The sequence below is a fragment of the Paraconexibacter sp. genome, from assembly GCF_041602235.1.
Classification (GTDB): Bacteria; Actinomycetota; Thermoleophilia; order Solirubrobacterales; family Solirubrobacteraceae; genus Paraconexibacter.
Map to the genome: position 1 here is coordinate 1 of NZ_JBFIGP010000064.1, position 16,162 is coordinate 16,162.

Annotated in this window: 14 protein-coding genes; 5 read left to right on the forward strand and 9 right to left on the reverse strand. The window is 74.1% G+C overall.

Features of this window, described 5'->3' with window-relative positions:
- The 3 genes from ABYE80_RS07485 to ABYE80_RS07495 all read right to left on the reverse strand — a co-directional run.
- A partial coding sequence (locus ABYE80_RS07485) for a hypothetical protein (protein ID WP_372789647.1) occupies positions 1-956 on the reverse strand: 956 nt, incomplete at its 3' end.
- Positions 957-996: 40 nt separating this feature from the next.
- Positions 997-2,910 (reverse strand): GMC family oxidoreductase N-terminal domain-containing protein, encoded by a 1,914-nt coding sequence (locus ABYE80_RS07490; protein WP_372789648.1) that lies wholly within the window; start codon positions 2,908-2,910, stop codon positions 997-999.
- On the reverse strand, positions 2,903-3,529 hold the full coding sequence (locus ABYE80_RS07495; RefSeq protein WP_372789649.1) for a TetR/AcrR family transcriptional regulator: 627 nt from the start codon (positions 3,527-3,529) through the stop codon (positions 2,903-2,905). Before ABYE80_RS07495 ends, ABYE80_RS07490 begins: the two co-directional genes overlap by 8 nt.
- Positions 3,530-3,574: 45 nt before the next feature.
- Between ABYE80_RS07495 and ABYE80_RS07500 the strand changes: the two genes are divergently transcribed.
- The 3 genes from ABYE80_RS07500 to ABYE80_RS07510 are packed head-to-tail and all read left to right on the forward strand — an operon-like array spanning position 3,575 to position 5,513.
- On the forward strand, positions 3,575-4,528 hold the full coding sequence (locus tag ABYE80_RS07500) for a hypothetical protein (protein ID WP_372789650.1): 954 nt from the start codon (positions 3,575-3,577) through the stop codon (positions 4,526-4,528).
- The gene (locus ABYE80_RS07505) at positions 4,525-4,827 is read left to right on the forward strand and encodes a hypothetical protein (protein ID WP_372789651.1); all 303 of its coding nucleotides are present in this window, start codon (positions 4,525-4,527) and stop codon (positions 4,825-4,827) included. The genes ABYE80_RS07500 and ABYE80_RS07505 overlap by 4 nt, the downstream gene beginning before the upstream one ends.
- Positions 4,828-4,868: 41 nt before the next feature.
- Positions 4,869-5,513, forward strand: a complete 645-nt coding sequence (locus tag ABYE80_RS07510; RefSeq protein ID WP_372789652.1) for an alpha/beta family hydrolase — start codon at positions 4,869-4,871, stop codon at positions 5,511-5,513.
- A 45-nt stretch (positions 5,514-5,558) separates the two neighbouring features.
- Here ABYE80_RS07510 and ABYE80_RS07515 read toward each other — a convergent pair whose 3' ends face one another.
- The 4 genes from ABYE80_RS07515 to ABYE80_RS07530 all read right to left on the reverse strand — a co-directional run bounded on the left by ABYE80_RS07515 (position 5,559) and on the right by ABYE80_RS07530 (position 11,394).
- Complete coding sequence (locus tag ABYE80_RS07515; protein ID WP_372789653.1) at positions 5,559-6,587, reverse strand: methyltransferase; 1,029 nt, start codon at positions 6,585-6,587, stop codon at positions 5,559-5,561.
- Between the two features lie 72 nt (positions 6,588-6,659).
- Positions 6,660-8,258, reverse strand: coding sequence for a carboxyl transferase domain-containing protein (locus ABYE80_RS07520; protein WP_372789654.1), 1,599 nt, complete (start codon positions 8,256-8,258; stop codon positions 6,660-6,662).
- Positions 8,255-10,246, reverse strand: a complete 1,992-nt coding sequence (locus ABYE80_RS07525) for a biotin carboxylase N-terminal domain-containing protein (RefSeq protein ID WP_372789655.1) — start codon at positions 10,244-10,246, stop codon at positions 8,255-8,257. The genes ABYE80_RS07520 and ABYE80_RS07525 overlap by 4 nt, the downstream gene beginning before the upstream one ends.
- Before the next feature lie 14 nt (positions 10,247-10,260).
- On the reverse strand, positions 10,261-11,394 hold the full coding sequence (locus ABYE80_RS07530; protein ID WP_372789656.1) for an acyl-CoA dehydrogenase family protein: 1,134 nt from the start codon (positions 11,392-11,394) through the stop codon (positions 10,261-10,263).
- Positions 11,395-11,478: 84 nt separating this feature from the next.
- On the opposite strand from ABYE80_RS07530, the gene ABYE80_RS07535 reads away from it, so the two are divergent.
- On the forward strand, positions 11,479-12,081 hold the full coding sequence (locus ABYE80_RS07535; protein ID WP_372789657.1) for a TetR/AcrR family transcriptional regulator: 603 nt from the start codon (positions 11,479-11,481) through the stop codon (positions 12,079-12,081).
- 7 nt (positions 12,082-12,088) lie between these two features.
- Here ABYE80_RS07535 and ABYE80_RS07540 read toward each other — a convergent pair whose 3' ends face one another.
- Together ABYE80_RS07540 and ABYE80_RS07545 are read right to left on the reverse strand one after the other, a co-directional pair.
- Complete coding sequence (locus tag ABYE80_RS07540; RefSeq protein WP_372789658.1) at positions 12,089-13,213, reverse strand: LuxR C-terminal-related transcriptional regulator; 1,125 nt, start codon at positions 13,211-13,213, stop codon at positions 12,089-12,091.
- A 162-nt stretch (positions 13,214-13,375) separates the two neighbouring features.
- The gene (locus tag ABYE80_RS07545) at positions 13,376-14,842 is read right to left on the reverse strand and encodes a hypothetical protein (RefSeq protein ID WP_372789659.1); all 1,467 of its coding nucleotides are present in this window, start codon (positions 14,840-14,842) and stop codon (positions 13,376-13,378) included.
- A gap of 114 nt (positions 14,843-14,956) precedes the next feature.
- Here ABYE80_RS07545 and ABYE80_RS07550 point away from each other — a divergent pair.
- Positions 14,957-16,162, forward strand: a 1,206-nt coding sequence (locus ABYE80_RS07550; RefSeq protein WP_372789660.1) for an AAA family ATPase, incomplete at its 3' end; no start/stop codon positions are given.

The following is a 16,162-nucleotide window of genomic DNA, read 5'->3' on the forward strand; positions in this document are numbered from 1 at the left end:
ACGCGGCCGACGCGCGACTTCGATCCCGTCCGTCGCCGCAGCGTGAACGTCGCGCGCCGGGTCTTCGAGGCCACTGCGGGATGGATGACGACGAAGGAGACCCGGCCGCTGCGGCTCGCCCGCACCGACCGCGACCGCGGCCGCAGCACACACGCGCGCGTCTGGGACGTCGTGGCCCGAGGCGCTGACGTCCTCCTCGCCGCGGTCGCGCGGGCGAGTGGGCAGCTGTCCTGCGTCTCGTCGCCGAGGCCGTCGCCGTCGAGGTCCGGTTCGAAGTCCGCGTTCAGCAGCGGGGTCACGCCTTGGAACGCCCCGTCCTGCAGACGCTGCTGACCGGCGCGCATCGCGGGCGCGATGAACGACATCGACGCCGATCCGCCGAGCGCTCCCTGCTGGGCGACGTGGGCGGGGACGTGACCGGCCCGCGTGACCATGCTGAAGCCGAGGTAGTCGATGACCTCGATCTGCTCGTTGTCCACGACGACCGTGGTGTTCTTCACCGGGACGCGGACCGGGACCGTCGAGATCGCGTTCGGCGCCGGCGTGAAGATCTGGCTCTCGGCCGAGGCGACGCAGCAGATGATCCCGCCGGCCCCGGACTTGGAGCGGGAGGCCTCCACGGCGGTGATCACCATGGGACCGACGGTCTGCGGGGCGCGGATGCGGGCCCGGGTGATCACCCAGCGGCCGGGCGGTGTCTGCGAGCTCCAGCCGCGCGACAGGTCCAGCCCCCAGAAGGTGCAGCTGTCCGGGGTGCCGACGGTGGGGCGCAGGCTGGGGATGACGACCGCCTCACAGCCCTCCCCGACGTTGGGCGGAAGGTCGAGCGGCGCGCCGATGGTCACGGCGGCGGAGGCCGGGGCGGCGCTCGTCGCGGCCACCAGCGCTCCGAGGACCACGGCCAGCCGGCGGCGGGCGCGAGATCCATCTCGGTACCGGGGTCGGGGACCGACCATCGTGCCGAGTCTAACCCGGCGTGCGCCCGGCGACCACCGACTACCCGTCCACCCCCGCGCTGATCCCGCCGCGCGATCTCGTGGCGTCCGATCGCGCGACCGCACCTGCCGCGACCTCGGCCGCGAGGGCCATGATCGAGATCTGGGGGTTGACGCCCGGGCAGCGCGGCAGGATCGACGCATCCGCGACGAGGACCCCGTCGACCCCGCGCAGCCTGCCGTGCGGGTCGACCGGATGGCGTCCGCGGTCGCTCCCCGCCGCCGCGGTGCCGGTCGGGTGGAACGCCGCGAGGTGCAGCCTGCGGACGTGCATCCGGGTGAGGGCGTCGGGGAGGTCCGCTGCGCGGCGCACGGGCGGAGCACCGCCGCCGAGGGCGACCTCGCGCGCCCCGGCGGCCAGGAGCGCCTGCGCCATCAGTCCGGCGGCGCGGACCAGTCGTCGGGCGTCGTCCCGGTGCAGGCGGTAGCCGATGCGAGGCCGCCGCGCGCCCACGACGACGCCCGACGGCGCGTCGTCGACCATGGCGCCGAGCGCTGCGACGTGCGTCTCGCCGTCGATCCCGCGCAGGAGCTGCTCGCCGACGCCGGGCAGGATCATCGAGCCCATCCCGGGAGGCGTCGCGGTCGCTTCGATCAGGATGCCCTCGCGCTCGTGGTGCTCCTCGATCCCGACGCTCTGCAGCACGCCGCGCCACGCGTGCACGGGCGCGTCGAACGTCCCGGCGACGCCGAGCGCGGGATGGATCGAGAGCCCGCGACCCAGCCGCGGGTGGCCACCGAGATCGCTGCGACGCAGCAGCGCCGGGGTCTCGGTCGCCCCGGCCGCGACGACCACGAGCGGGGCGGCGACGGTCACGTGACGTCCGTCGCGGTCCCGGCACTGCAGGCCGGTCGCCCGGCCGTGCTCGTGGGTGACGCGGTCGACCCTGAGCCGCTGGACGATCCGCGCGCCGGCGTCGCAGGCCTGCGGCAACGCGGTGAGGTGCACGCCCGCCTTCGCGTTGCGCGGGCAGCCCAACGCGCACTGGCAGCTCCCGGCGCAGCCCGGCGCGTTGCGGCGCAGCGGCGCCGCGTCCCACCCGAGGGCCTCCGCGCCCGCCAGCGCCAGGCGTGCGTTGGCGCCGAGCACGTCGTCGGGCGCCGGCGCCACCCCGAGTGTCGACCACACGTCATCCAGGCGGGCCGCGAGACGCTCCGGATCGGCGAGGGTGAGGCCGTGGTCCTCGTGCCACGTGCGCACGACCGCCGCGGGCGGCCGGTAGCACGTCCCGGAGTTCACGACGGTGGTGCCGCCGACCGCGCGACCGATCGGCAGCGCCACGGGCGGGAGCCCGAGGGCGACCGTGGCGCCCCCATCGCGGTAGAGGCCCGCGAACCGCTCGATCGGGCCGGTGGCGCGGATGCGGTCCACCGTCCAGCGCTCGCCTTCCTCGAGCACGAGCACGTCCAGGCCGCCGCGGGCGAGCTCCCGGGCGGCGAACGCGCCGCCCGCGCCCGACCCGACGACCACCACGTCGGCGCGGAGCCTCGCCGGCAGCTCGGTCGCGTCGCTGATCGTCAGGGACGCGTCGGCGCGTGCGGGAGCGTGACGCCGGGCGACGGCGTCGATCTCCGGGCGGTTGGTGGTGCCGCCGTGGACGAGCAGGAGCAGGGCCTTCACGCCGTCCAGCACGGCGCCGCCGACCGGGCCGGTGCGCTGGGTGGCGGCCAGCAGCGCCGCGCGCTCCGCGGGTTGCAGGCGGTGCAGCGGCCGGCCGTGCCGGGCGAGCGCGGCGAGCGCCAGGGCGGTCCCGGCCGCGGTCACCCCGGCGCGGACGTCGGCCGGTTGCGCGCCGAGCAACGGCCGGGCGGCGGCGGCGAGGTCCGCCGGACGGGGTCCACCGAACTCGTGCGGTACGAGGGCGCTGGCGAGGGCGGCCACGGCACGGTCCTGCACGGTGCCCGGGTCAGGCATCGGAGGTGAGCCGGTCCATGAGTCGCGTGACGAGGGCGCGGACCGCCCTGGAGCGTGCCTTGCCGTCGAGCAGGATCAGCTGGTTCAGCGCCACGCCGTCGAGCGCCGCGACGAGGACGGGCGCGTCCCCGGTCGGGTCCGGCGATCCGGCGGCCCGGAGCATCGTCTCGGCGAGCTCCAGGCCCGCGGCCGTCCAGGCGCCGTAGATCGCGCGCAGCTCGGGCCGGCGCGTGGCCTCCAGCTGCAGGTGGTAGCGGGCCAGCAGCGTCGGCGTCGCGTCGGGACGGAGCTGGTCGCCCACGTACCGGACGACCTCCGCCGTCCAGTCGACGGTTCCGGGCGGGCGGGAGGTGAGGCGGTCGAGGCGGGCGCGGATCGCCTCGATCTCGCGGGTGGCGGCGTGTTGCAGGGCCTCGACGAGCATCTCGTCGCGCGAGGCGAAGTAGTAGGTCGTCGATCCGAGCGGGACGCCGGCCTCGGCGGCCACGGCGCGGTGGCTGGCACCTGCTGCCCCTTCGCGGGCGACGACGCGCAGCGTGGCGTCCAGCAGCGACGTGCGACGGCGCTCGCCCCGGCCGTCACCGGCGGCGGGGCGGGGGATGGAGGGGGCTCGCGGCACGACGGGAAGTGTACTGTGGTACATGTACTGTGGTACATGTACGTCATGGCCCTCGCCTACGACGCCCCCCGCTCCGGCTCCGATCGGGCCCGCGCGGGCATGTACGAATCGCACTACGTCAAGGCCGCCGATCCGGACGGCGGACGCGCGGTCTGGCTGCGGCACACCGTGCTCAGCCGCCCCGACGGCGGCGGGCAGCGCACGACCGTCTGGCTGACCGTGTTCGATCGCACCGCGGGCACCGTCGTGGAGCAGCGCCGCGTCACCGACGAGGCGGGCTACGTCGCTCCCGCGACGGGATGGTCGCAAGCCGCCCAGGGCACGCTCGGACCGACGGGGGCTGACGGCGCGATGGAGGACGCGACCTGGACGCTGCGCTGGGACCCGGTCGACGCGGAGTCGGTGCCCTACCTGCCCAAGCGATGGCTCTACGACCGCGCGATCCCCCGCTCCAACGGGGTGGCGCTGCTCCCGTTCGCCCGCATGGCCGGGACGGTCGCGATCGGCGAGCACCGGATCGAGCTCGACGGGTGGCCCGGCATGATCGGACACAACTGGGGCAGCGATCACGCCCTGCACTGGGTGTGGATGCACGCGGCCGGCATCGGGCCTGCGGGCGCGGCCTGGTTCGACGGGGCGCTCGCCCGCGTGCCGACGGTCGCCGGTCGGGTCTCGCCGTGGCTCGGCGCCGGTGCCGTGATGCTCGACGGCGCTCGCCGGCGGGTCGCGATGCGTGGCGCCGCACTGACCGTCAGCCCGGGGGTGGGCGGCGACGCAGTGCACGTCCAGGCACGCGTCGACGGGGGCCGACTCGACGTGCACGCGACGCTTCCGGCCGACGAGACGGTCGCGTGGGACTACGCTGCGCCCCATGACGACGGTCGCCGTGTTCGCAACTGCTCGATCGCCGAGGGGCGCGTCGTGCTGACCACGCCCACCGCCACCACGGAGATCCCGCTGGACGGCGTCCTGGCGCTCGAACTGGGGGAGCCAGCATGAGCTTCCTGCTCGACCCGCCCCTGCTGGTGGCGACCGGGGCAGCCATCGAGCGGGTCGTGCCCGACGAGGCGGCCGCCCGTACGCTGTCGACGGCGACGGTCGCCACCTTCGTCGGCGTCTCGACCCTGCTCTACCTGCGTGCCCCCGTCCCCGGCCTCTCGCTGCTGTACCGACCCTTCGGCGCGGCGGACGGTCGCGACTTCATGCTCGGATCCGGGGTGGTGTCCTTCGCCGACCGTGAGGCCGGTCCACGGACGCACGCCCTGGCCGCGGCGATCTTCGCGACCTACCCGGCCTGACTCGCGCTCGGGCGGCGGATCGGCCGCCGCGCAGCGCCACGATGACCGCGCCGCGGCGGGTGAGCGTTCCGACGCCGCACGGGCCCGCCGAGGTCGAGGTGCGAGGCGTGCGCAGCGCGCGCGCCGCACTGCTCCTCGGGCACGGGGCCGGTGGCTCGACGTCCGCGCCGGACCTGCAGGCCGTCGCGGAGGTGGCGGTGGCGCACCGAGTCTCCGTGGGTCTGGTGACGCAGCCCTACCGCGTCGCGGGCAAGCGGTCGACCCCGCGCCCGCCGGTGCTCGACGAGGCGTGGATGGAGGTCGTACGTCACGCCGCCGCGCGCACGCGCGGCGCGTTCCACGGACTGCCGCTGATCTTCGGTGGGCGCTCGTCGGGCGCGCGCGTGGCCTGCCGGTGTGCGCGCCCGGGCGGGGCCGTGGGCGTGCTGGCACTCGCTTTCCCGTTGGTGCCGCCGCAGCGCGCGGGGTCCGACCGGGTGCCCGCCTCGCGCCTGCCCGAGATCGACGGCGCCGGCGTGCCGGTCCTCGTCGTGCAGGGAGAACGCGACCGCTTCGGGGTCCCCCGTGCGTCGAAGGCCAGCCGGCGGGAGGTCGTCCGCATTCGCGGCGATCACGGCCTGAAGGCCGATCACGACCGCCTGCGCGCGGCGGTCGCGGACTGGCTGGAGCGAGTGCTGGCCCTCTGACGTTCGGGCGGTGGCATGCCCACCACCGTCGCCTCGCTCCGCGCGCTACTTGTACGCCACCGCCGCGCTCATCTCCCCGGGCAGGTCCAGGACCTCGGTCTCGCGGAACCCCGCGCCACGACACCAGCCGTCGAAGTCGGCACCGCTGTAGTCGAAGGCGTCGCCGAACTCGATGAGCATGTTGAGGGACATGAGGAGCCCGAACGCGTGCTCGCGACGGGCGTCGTCGATGAGCGCCTCGATGACGATCAGCGCGCCCCCGTCCGGGAGGGCGTCGAAGGCGGCGGCGATGAGGTGCTTCTTCTTCTCGAGGTTCCAGTCGTGGAGGATCAGCCCCATCGTGAGCACGTCGGCCTGCGGGAGCGCGTCCTCGAAGAAGTCGCCGGCCGCGGTGCTCACCCGATCCGCGACCGCGGTCGACGCGATGAAGCGGTCGGCGATGGGCTGCACGACCGGGAGGTCCCAGCTCGTGCAACGCAGATGGGGGTGGTGCTCCGCGAGCACCGTCGAGAGCAAGCCGGTGGCGCCCCCGACGTCCAGGACCGTCTCGTAGCGCGAGAAGTCGAAGGCGCCGGCCAGGGCGTGGGCGGGACCGAGCGAGATGCCCTGCATCGCGTGCATGAACTGCTCGAGCCGGTCCGGATCGTCGTACAGCTCGACGAACATCGGCCGACCCGTTCGCTTGATCTCGTTCTGCGGCTCGCCGGTGCGGAGCGCCTCGGTGAGGTCGCCCCAGAAGCCGTAGAGCCGGTCGGAGCACATCTCGAGCATGCCCCCCACGTAGGTCGGCCGGTCGCGGTGCAGGAACATCGCGGTCTCGGGGGTGTTGCGGTACCGGCGGTCGGGGCCGTTGCCTTCCGCGTCCAGGAACCCGAGCGCGACGAGGGCGTCGGGGAAGTCGGGCACCGCCCTGGGCGCGAGGTCGAGCCGCTCCCGGAGCTCCTCGCCCGAGAGCGCGTCCTCCCCGAGCTCGGTGAAGACGCCGAGCTCGGTGGCCGAGAGCACCGTGCGGGAGGCCCAGAAGCCCATCCCCACCTGCAGGATGTGCCCGGGGTTCAGTTGCGTCGCCGACATGAGTCCTCCCGTAGTGCCGTTGCACCGTGAGGGTAGGGGCGCCGACGACCGCGGGTGGTATTTCAGCGATCCCTACATCCGGTAGAGCGGCCGCGTCGGCGGCTCCAGCGGCGCGCCGGCGCACGCCGTGAGCGCGAGCCCGACCACGCGACGCGTGTCGCGCGGGTCGATGATCCCGTCGTCCCACAGGCGGGCGGACGAGTAGTACGGGTGGCCCTGGGACTCGAACTGCGCCTCGATGCCCTCCCGGAGCTTCGCCTCCTCCTCGGCGGGCCACTCCTTGCCGCGCGCCTCGAGCTGGTCACGGCGGACCGTCGCCAGGACGGTTGCCGCCTGCTCGCCGCCCATGACGCTGATGCGCGCGTTGGGCCACATGAAGAGGAAGCGCGGGTTGTAGGCGCGACCGCACATCCCGTAGTTGCCCGCGCCGAAGGAGCCGCCGACGATCACGGTGATCTTCGGGACGCGGGCGGTCGCCACGGCGGTCACCATCTTGGCCCCGTCGCGCGCGATCCCGGCGGCCTCGTACTCGCGGCCGACCATGAAGCCCGAGATGTTCTGCAGGAACAGCAGCGGGACGCCGCGCTGGTCGCACAGCTCGACGAAGTGCGCGGCCTTGCGGGCGCTCTCGCCGAACAGCACGCCGTTGTTGCCGACGATCCCGACCGGGTGGCCGTGGACGTGGGCGAACCCGCACACGACCGTCTCGCCGTAGTGCTCCTTGAACTCGTGGAACAGGCTGGCGTCGACGACCCGGCCGATCACCTCGCGCACGTCGTACGGGGTACGCGGTGACGGCGGCACGACATCGAGCAGCCCCTCGGGGTCCAGTGCCGGCGCCGCGGCGGCGCGCGTGGTCCACGGGGGGGTGGGTGCGGCGCCGAGCGTCGCCACGATCGAGCGGACGCGGTGCAGCGCGTCGGCGTCGTCGGCCGCGAGATGATCGGTCACACCGCTGGTGCGCGAGTGCAGGTCGCCGCCGCCGAGCTCCTCGGCGCTGACGATCTCCCCCGTGGCGGCCTTCACCAGCGGCGGGCCGCCGAGGAAGATCGTGCCCTGCTCCTTGACGATGACGGTCTCGTCGCTCATCGCCGGCACGTAGGCGCCGCCGGCGGTGCACGATCCCATCACGCAGGCGATCTGCGGGATGCCCTTCGCGGACATCTGCGCCTGGTTGAAGAAGATGCGGCCGAAGTCGTCCTTGTCGGGGAAGACCTCGTCCTGCTCGGGCAGGAACGCGCCGCCGGAGTCGACGAGGTAGATCGCGGGAAGGCGGTTCTGCTCGGCGATCTCCTGGGCGCGCAGGTGCTTCTTGACCGTGATCGGGTAGTAGGTGCCGCCCTTGACGGTGGCGTCGTTGGCGACGATCACGCACTCGCGGCCCGACACGCGACCGATCCCGGTCACGATCCCGGCGCCGGGGGCCGCGTCGTCGTACATGCCGTGCGCCGCCAGCGGGGAGAGCTCCAGGAACGCGCTGCCGCGGTCGCACAGGCGCTCGACGCGGTCGCGGGCCAGCAGCTTGCCGCGGCTCAGATGGCGCTCGACGGCGACCTCACCGCCACCCGCGTGCACGCGCGCGAGCTGGGCGCGCAGGTCCTCGAGCAGGGCGTCGTGGGCGCTGCGGTTGGCCTCGTCGGGGCGGGCGGTGCTGCGGATCGGGCGGCTCATGCGGCGGGCTCCTGGTCGGCGGGCTCGACGGTCGCGAGCGGCTGCCCGACCGTCACGCGGTCGCCCTCGGTGACGCTGACCTCGGCGACCACGCCGTCCATCGGCGCGGCCAGCACGAGCTCCATCTTCATCGACTCCATGACGACGACGGGGTCGCCCTCGGACACGGCGGTGCCGGCCGGCGCGCGGACGGCGAGGATCAGGCCGGGCATGGGTGCGGCCAGCGCGCCGGTCGTGGTGGCGGCGGCGTCCGCCGCGCCGGTCACCTGGCGGATGCCGACGGCCCAGCCATCGCGGCCGACCCAGATCGTCCCGTCCGGGGCGATCGCGTACCGCACCGGTCGGCGGACGCCGTCGAGGGTCACCGCGATCGTGCCCGGGTCGACCCGGGCGACCGACGCCGTCCACTCCCGGGCGCCTTCGTCCAGCACGATCCGGGCCGCGTCGTGGTCGCCGTGCAGGACGAGGTCGCGCTCGACGGGGGCGGAGCTTCCGGAGGCCAGCAGCCGCCAGTGCAGCCGGCCCTGGCCGCCGGCCCGCCAGCCGTCGCGGGTCGCGAACGGGTCGTCGGGCGCCGTCTCGTGGGCCAGGAGCGCCCACAGCAGGCCGGTGGCTGCGAGGGCCTCCTCCACGTCGGGCTCGGGCAGGTCGGACGCGATCCGCTCCACCATCGCGGTGTCCATCCGGCCGGCACGCACGCCGCTGTCGGCGAGCAGCCCGCGCAGCGGCCAGGCGTTGGTCTCCAGGCCGAGGACGGCGGTCCGGGCCAGCGCTCGGTCCAGCCGGGCCAGGGCGGTCTGGCGATCCGGGCCGTGGGCGATCACCTTGGCGAGCATCGGGTCGTAGTCGGTCCCGATGTCCATGCCGGCGTCGAGGGCCGCGTCGACGCGTACGCCGGTGCCGTCGGGCAGGTAGGCGGCGAGCACCCGTCCGGCGCTGGGCAGGAAGGCCGCCGTCTCGGCGTACAGCCGGGCCTCGACGGCGTGGCCTTCCACGCCGATGTCGTCCTGGGTGAGCGGCAGCGGCTCGCCCGCAGCGACGCGGAGCTGCAGTTCGACGAGGTCGACGCCGGTGATGAGCTCGGTGACCGGGTGCTCGACCTGCAGCCGCGTGTTCATCTCCAGGAAGTAGTGCTCCTCGGGATTCGCGGCGTCGGCGATGAACTCGATCGTCCCGGCGCCCACGTACCCGCACGCCTTGGCGAGCGCCACGGACTCCTCGCCGAGCCGGGCGCGCAGGTCCGCGGAGACCACCGGGGAGGGGGCCTCCTCGATGACCTTCTGGTGGCGGCGCTGCAGCGAGCACTCGCGTTCGTTCAGGTGGACGACGTTGCCGTGGGCGTCGGCGAGGACCTGCACCTCGATGTGCCGTGCGGTCTCGACGTAGCGCTCGATCAGGAGCTGCTCGTCGCCGAACGCGGAGGCGGCCTCGCGCCGGGCGGCGGCGAGCGCGTCGGGTAGATCCTCCGGACGCGTGACCACACGCATGCCGCGTCCGCCGCCACCCGCCGCGGCCTTGACGAGCAGCGGGAACGTCTGGTCGGCCGCGAAGGCGATCAGGTCCTCGTCCGTGAGGTCGTCGCGGTGCAGGCCGGGCACGACCGGCACGCCGGCCTCCTCGGCCGCGCGCTTGGCCGCGGTCTTCGAGCCCATGAGCTCGATGGCGCTCGCCGGTGGCCCGACCCAGGTCAGCCCGGCGTCGGCCACCGCGCGCGCGAAGGCCGCGTTCTCCGACAGGAACCCGAAGCCGGGGTGGATCGCCTGCGCGCCCGAGCGCTCCGCAGCCTCGAGGATCAGCTCGGCGCGCAGGTAGGACTCGCGGGGCGTCCGGCCGCCGAGCGCGATCGCCTCGTCGCAGGCGCGGACGTGGGGAGCTTCGCGGTCGGCGTCGGAGAACACGCCGACCGAGACGATGCCCAGGTCGCGCAGGGTCCGCGCGATGCGCACGGCGATCTCGCCACGGTTGGCGATGAGGACGCGCTCGAACACCTCGGCGCCGGCCTCTACGCGCCGAGCGCGCGGGAGATGACCATGTGCTGGACCTCGTCGGTGCCCTCGCCGATCGTGAGGATCTTCGCGTCGCGGTAGAAGCGGCACACCGGGTACTCCTCGATGTAGCCGTAGCCGCCGTGGATCTGCACGGCCTCCTCGGCGCAGCGCACCGCCAGGCGGCCGGTCTTCAGCTTGGCCTGGGCGGCGGTCAGGGAGAAGTTGCGCCCCTGGTCCTTGAGCCACGCCGCCTTGTAGGTGAGCAGGCGCGCCGCCTCGATCTCGGTCGCCATGTCGGCGAGCTTGGTCTGGATCGCCTGGAACTTCGAGATCGACTGGCCGAACGCCTGGCGCTCCTTGGCGTAGGCGAGCGCCTCGTCCAGCGCGCCCTGGGCCAGGCCGACACCCATCGCCGCGACCCCGATGCGACCGATGTCGAGGATGTGCAGGAACTGCTTGAAGCCCTGGCCGCGCGGGCCGAGCAGGTGGTCCTCGGGAACCTGGCAGTCGGTGAACGTGAGCGGCCGCGTGTCGGAGGCGTTCCAGCCCATCTTGCGGTACGGCTCGCCCTGCTCGTACCCGGAGGTGCCGTTGGGGACGATCAGGTTGGAGATCTCGTTCTCGCCCGTCCGCGCGGTGATGGCGACGTGGCCGGAGATGTCGGTGCCGGCGTTGGTGATGAACTGCTTGGCGCCGTTGATCGTCCAGGTGCCGCCGTCGAGCGACGCGCGGGTGCGGACGTTGCCGGCGTCGGAACCGGCCTCGGGCTCCGTGAGGCCGAAGGCGCCGAGCTTGCGGCCCGCGCAGAGGTCGGGCAGCAGGTCGGCCTTCTGCTGGTCGTCGCCGAACAGGTAGATCGGCTGCGTGCCCAGCGAGCTGTGGGCACACACGGTGATGGCGACCGACGAGTCGATGCGCGCGAGCTCCTCGATGGCGATGGCGTACTGCAGCGTGGTGCCGCCCGCGCCGCCCACCTCCTCCGGGAACGGGATGCCCATCCATCCGAGTTCGCCCATCTTCGAGACGAGCTCGTAGGGGAAGGACTTGGTGTGGTCCAGGTGCTCGGCCACGGGGGCGACCTCGCCCACCGCGAACTCGCGCACGGTGCGGCGCAGGAGCTCGGTCTCGTCGTCCAGGTCGAAGAACATGGCGACGACAATAACCGAACGGACGCTAGAAGTTCTAGTGATCGTTCGGTAATCGCCCGGACTTCCCGCTACCCTGACCGGCGGATGAAGGCTCCGCCTCCCACGCGACCTGCGCTCCGGGCGCGCTACGACGCCAGGCAGCAGGGCGTCGTCGACGCTGCGGCACGCCTCTTCGCGCAGCAGGGCTACGGCGCCACCTCGATGGCCGACCTCGTGGAGGCGACCGGCCTGACCGCGGGCGGGCTCTACCACTACATCGACAGCAAGGAGCAGCTGCTCATCCGCATCTGCGACGAGCTGCTCGAGCCGCTGCTCGAGCGCGTGGAGCACGTCGTCGCCGACGAGACGCAGGCTCCCGACGACCAGCTCCGCGCTCTGGTGTACGCGTGGGTCGCGCACGTCGAGGGCCACCTCGATCACATGGTCGTCTTCCAGCAGGAGCGACGGGTCATCGAGGCCGAGGAGCAGTGGCGGCGCGTGCGGCGCTCCCGCAAGCGGTTCGAGCGACTCCTCGACGGGGTGCTCGCGCGTTGCGAGGCCGCAGGGCTCCTCGGCACGGTCGACCGCTCCCTGACGCTCCGCGCCCTCCTGGGCATGGTCAACCACACGGCGCAGTGGTACCGGCCGGGCGGCCGCCTCGACACGTCGGCGATCGCAGACGGCTTCTGCGACCTGATCCTGCGGTAGACGTCCCTCAGTCGGTCTGCTGCGCGCGGAGCCACATCGTGGCCGCCTCGACGCGGTTGGTCGCGCCGAGCTTGCGAAGGATGCGCTTGACGTGGGTCTTGGCGGTCTCGTCGGCGATCACGAGCTGCGCGGCGATCTGGGAGTTCGAGGCGCCCTCCGCGAGCAGCGCCAGGACCTCGCGCTCGCGGCGCGAGAGCGCCGCCTCGACCTCGTTCTCCGGCGAGACGCCGGCCAGCAGCGCCTCGGCGGTGCGGGTCGCCGCCCCGCTGTCCCCACTCCCGCCGACGATCTCGACCTCGGCGTCGAGGTAGTCGTGGACGACCGCCTGCGCGCGCTGCAGGAGGCGCTGGAGCTCGTCGCCCTGCGCCCGGAGCCGCTCGGTGAGCCGGGCTCGCTCGATCGCGAAGCCGAGCCCCTCGGCGAAGGCCCACAGCGCGTCCCGGTCGAAGTCGTCGACGCGGCGCGGCTTCAGCCGGTGATCGGCGTGGACGAACCCGATCACCCGTCCGGCGGGCAGGATCGGCGCCGCGACGTAGCTGTGCACGTCGTACACCTCGGCCTGCGGGTGGAAGCTGTGCGGATTCGTCATCGCGTCGTGGATCGACATGGGGATCCGGCGGCGGATCATCTCCCGCTCCCGCGACTGCTGCTCCATCCGCAACGGCTGGTCGCGGCTGAACTCCAGCAGCTGCGCCGCCGCCTCGGGGTCGCCCTTGACGTAGAAGCTCTCCGCGATGAGCTCAGGGCCACGGACGCGGTAGAGGACCGCGCGGTCGAACCCGCAGGCCTCGCACGCCTCGCGGGTCGCGCGCGCGATGATCGCCTCGACGCTGCGGAGCTCGCGCAGCCGCGCGAGGGACTGGTGCACCGCGGCCAGCGAATCCAGCCGCCGCCGCAGCCGCCGGTCGGCCTTGGTCTCGTGGTCCTCGACGAGCGCGGCGAGATGGCGGCAGGCGCCGGCCAGCGCCGGGTCGACCGTGTCGCCGAGCCGGTCCAGCTCGCCCTCCACGGCCGCGAGGGCGTCGTCGATCTCGCGAGCCTCGACCTCATGAGGCGGATCGTCGGCGGGCGGCCAGGGCGGCAGTCGCTTGATCGCCGCGGCCAGGCCTTCGTCGTCGATGGTCCCGGTCACCGGGCCGACCGTAGCGCACTTCTCCCGCGGAAGCATGCGCTTCTCGTCCGGCCGCCGGCCGGCGTGACGGGGCGTGTTGCGGCAGCCGTGGAACCGCCGACCACGCAACCCGCCACCGCCGTGCCGGCAGCTCCTGCGCCCGCGCCCCGGCGGCCGCCGGTCCTACCGCGAGAGCTGCACGGTGCGCTTCGCCCCCGCGCCGGACACCGTGACGGTGAGCTTGCGTCGCTTGGCCAGCGAGCGTCGGGCGGTCCTGGTGAACCGCAGCCGCACGCGCGCCGTGCCGGCCGACGCGACCTTGGCGGTGACGACGCCGACGGAGCGCCCGCCCACGCGTGCGGTGATGCGGTGGCGGCCACTGCGCGCCGATCGCAGGCGAACGTCGAGGCCCTTCGTCAGCACGGTCGCCAGGCGGGCCCGCGTCACGGTCAGGGTCACCTTGGTCGCCACGGGGCCACCCGACCCGCCGGGGGGCGGAGAGACCGTCCCGCCGCCGCCGGGAGCGCCGCCAGGAGCGCCACCGGGAGTGCCGCCGGGGCCGCCCGTGACCGGGCCGGGGTTACCCCCACCACCCGTTCCGCCGCCGCCGCCGTTTCCCCCGCCGCCCGGCTGGGAACGGGCGGGCGGCACGTCCGCCGGCCCCCACGCGGGTCCGGACGCGCCGCCGATCAGCAGCGCGCCACCGTCGGTCAACTGCCCGCAGCCGTCGACCGTGAACTTCGGCAGCGTCGCAGCGTGGATCCCGTCGCCCTCTGCCCAGAACAGACGGGTGCCGTTGGCGCTCAACGTGGGGCTCGAGATCTTCGCGTCAGCACCCTGGTCCTCCACGGACGCCTCGAAGCAGCGCACCGGGTACCCCGGGTAGAACAGGCCCTCGCTGCGGAGCACGCTCATGCGCCGCTGCCCGGAGGTGATGGTGGCCATCGCCGAGCGGTCGCGGCTGATGACGGCGTCGCCGACCTCACCGCCGTACTGCTGGTCCTGGAACCAGCGGCGCAGGCTGTCCGCGTCGCTCGGGTTCCACAGGACGACGTCCTCGTTCGGGAGGATGTACGGGTCGCTGAGGAGCACCTGGTCGTTGTCGACCCAGTGCGCGTCCTTCCACCCCGAGCGGCGGAGGAAGCCCGGCTCGTCCCACGCCGTGAGTCGGTCGGGAGCGGTGAACCCGGTGCCGTGGTAAAGGCGCTTGACGTAGCAGTTGTTCCGCGGGTTGCAGTACGGGTCCTCGCCGATGTACTGCCAGTAGTACGTGTAGGCCACGCGCTTGCCGTCGGGCGAGATCGCCGGGTCGAACGGACCGCGGAAGGACATGTTCGGGTCCGACGTCGTCGACACCGGGGTGGCGATGTCGCCGATCACGCGACCGTCGCGTTCGAGGTGACGTATGCGGTCCCCGCGCAGCGCGACCATGCGGCCGTCGTCGGCCTGGCTGACCGAGGAGTAGCCGCCGTCGAAGGTGACCTGGTACTGCCGGGAGCCGTCGGTGGTGGACAGGTGGATGTCGCCCGCCTTCACGTACGCGAGCGAGTCGGCGTGGGCCGGAGGCGGAGGGATGGTGGCCAGCAGGCCCGGGGCGAACGCTGCGCAGAGCGCCAGGGCCCGACGGCGAAGCGATGAGGGGGAGTTCATGAGCATGATGCGCCAACGGTGCACCGCGCGGGCTAATCCGGCATCGGGGGAATGCCCCTGATCGGGGCGAACGCGTCGCGGCGCCGCGCCCCGGCGCGTCGCTACCCTGCCGTCGTGCTCGTCGGGCGCGACCACGATCTCCGGACGCTCCGGGCGCTGCTGGACGAGGCACGTGCGGGCCGGGCCGGGGCGATGTGCGTCCACGGGCCGGTGGGTGTCGGCAAGACGAGCCTGCTGTCGCAGCTGGTCGACGGCGCGGGTGACGAGTTCCTCGTGCTGCGCACGCGCGGGATCGAATCCGCGGCGCACCTCGCGCACGCCGCGCTGGCCGAGGTGCTCGACCCGATCCTCGACCTGCGCACGCAGTTGCCGCCGGCCCGGTCGCGGGCGCTCGGTGCCGCGCTCGCCCTGGAGAACGCGTCGGTGGCGTCGCCGTTCGCCGTCGCCGCCGGGGTGCTCGGGCTCCTGGCCGCCGCCGCGGTGGGGCGTCCGCTCGTGGTCCTGGTCGACGACCTGCAGTGGGTGGACGAGGCGTCGCGCGCAGCGCTGCTGTTCGCGGCGCACCGCCTCGAGGCGGACGCCGTCGCGGTCCTGTTCGGCCTGCGGGACGGCGAAGGTCTCGATCCCGCCGCCCTGGGGCTGCCGACCCTGGCGATGGGCGGGCTGAACGCGCCCGACGCGCGGGAGCTCCTGCGCGGCCGGCACCCCGACCTCGACACGTCGGTCGCGGAGCGCCTCGTGGCGGCGACGGCGGGCAACCCGATGGCGCTCATCGAGATCCCGCCTCTCCTGGATGCGCAGCAGCGCCGCGGGGCCGGCGCGCTCCCGGACCCCCTGCCGCTGGGACGCAACCTCGCCCGCGCGTACGTGCGACCGATCGAGACGTTGAGCCAGGAGGCGCGAGCCGCCCTGCTGCTCGTCGCCTGCGCCACGAGCCGCGAGGAGGCGGCCGCGTGCGGCGCGACGACAGCGACGAGCTCCGCCCTCCTGGACGTGGAGCGCTCCGGGCTGGTGCGGCTCGACGCCGGACGCATCGAGACCGTCCACCCGCTCGTGCGCTCGGCGGCCCTCGCGGCCGCGACCCCCGAGGAACTGCGCGCCGCGCACGGCCACCTGGCCGCCGCCCTGCCCCCGGGCAGCGCCGCCCGCGCCTGGCACGCCGCCGCCGCGGCGGTCGGGACCGACGACGAGGTCGCCTCCGCCCTGGCGGCGGCCGGGGAGGCGGCGCGGTCCGGCGGGGCGTTCGCCGACGCGGCCTGCGCCCTGGCGCGGGCCGGGGACCTCACCACCGACCCCGACCGGCGGGCACGCCTCCTGCTG

What these genes read in the sequence shown, in the direction of transcription:
- ABYE80_RS07500 (WP_372789650.1), top strand. Translation starts at nt 3,575, where the DNA reads ATGGCCCTCGCCTACGACGCCCCCCGCTCCGGCTCCGATCGGGCCCGC.
- ABYE80_RS07490 (WP_372789648.1), bottom strand. Translation starts at nt 2,910, where the DNA reads ATGCCTGACCCGGGCACCGTGCAGGACCGTGCCGTGGCCGCCCTCGCC.
- ABYE80_RS07545 (WP_372789659.1), bottom strand. Translation starts at nt 14,842, where the DNA reads ATGAACTCCCCCTCATCGCTTCGCCGTCGGGCCCTGGCGCTCTGCGCA.
- ABYE80_RS07535 (WP_372789657.1), top strand. Translation starts at nt 11,479, where the DNA reads ATGAAGGCTCCGCCTCCCACGCGACCTGCGCTCCGGGCGCGCTACGAC.
- ABYE80_RS07510 (WP_372789652.1), top strand. Translation starts at nt 4,869, where the DNA reads ATGACCGCGCCGCGGCGGGTGAGCGTTCCGACGCCGCACGGGCCCGCC.
- ABYE80_RS07505 (WP_372789651.1), top strand. Translation starts at nt 4,525, where the DNA reads ATGAGCTTCCTGCTCGACCCGCCCCTGCTGGTGGCGACCGGGGCAGCC.
- ABYE80_RS07515 (WP_372789653.1), bottom strand. Translation starts at nt 6,587, where the DNA reads ATGTCGGCGACGCAACTGAACCCCGGGCACATCCTGCAGGTGGGGATG.
- ABYE80_RS07530 (WP_372789656.1), bottom strand. Translation starts at nt 11,394, where the DNA reads ATGTTCTTCGACCTGGACGACGAGACCGAGCTCCTGCGCCGCACCGTG.
- ABYE80_RS07520 (WP_372789654.1), bottom strand. Translation starts at nt 8,258, where the DNA reads ATGAGCCGCCCGATCCGCAGCACCGCCCGCCCCGACGAGGCCAACCGC.